This is a genomic window from Frankia sp. R82 (assembly GCF_023716925.1).
GTDB lineage: Bacteria > Actinomycetota > Actinomycetes > Frankiales > Frankiaceae > Frankia.
This window is the reverse complement of the sequence record NZ_JAMQQG010000207.1, coordinates 1-531: the sequence shown is the minus strand read 5'-3', so window position 1 is coordinate 531 and position 531 is coordinate 1. Positions and strand designations below refer to the sequence as shown.

Annotated in this window: 1 protein-coding gene; it reads left to right on the top strand. The window is 72.5% G+C overall.

Annotated elements, in window-relative coordinates; genetic code table 11:
• The coding region (locus ND747_RS16630; protein WP_251734514.1) for a polyketide synthase at positions 1–531 on the top strand (531 nt) is incomplete at both ends.

The following is a 531-nucleotide window of genomic DNA, read 5'->3' as shown; positions in this document are numbered from 1 at the left end:
CGCCACGGCCACCCCGTGCTCGCCGTCGTCCGCGGCAGCGCCGTCAACCAGGACGGCGCCTCCAACGGCCTGACCGCCCCCAACGGACCCGCCCAACAACGCGTCATCCGCACGGCGCTGGCGGACGCCGGACTCGAGGCCGCGGACATCGACGCCGTCGAGGCGCACGGCACCGGCACCCCCCTCGGCGACCCCATCGAGGCCCAGGCCATCCTCGCCACCTACGGCCAGCACCACACCAACGACCAGCCACTGTGGCTCGGCAGCCTCAAATCCAACATCGGCCACACCCAGGCCGCCGCCGGCACCGCCGGCATCATCAAAACCATCCTCGCCCTCCACCACCACACCCTGCCCGCCACCCTGCACGCCGACGAACCCACACCCCACGTCGACTGGACCACCGGCTCCGTCGCCCTACTCACCGACGCCCAACCCTGGCCCGACACGAACCGGCCACGGCGCGCCGCCGTCTCCTCCTTCGGCATCAGCGGCACCAACGCCCACGTCATCCTCGAACAGGCCCCGGAC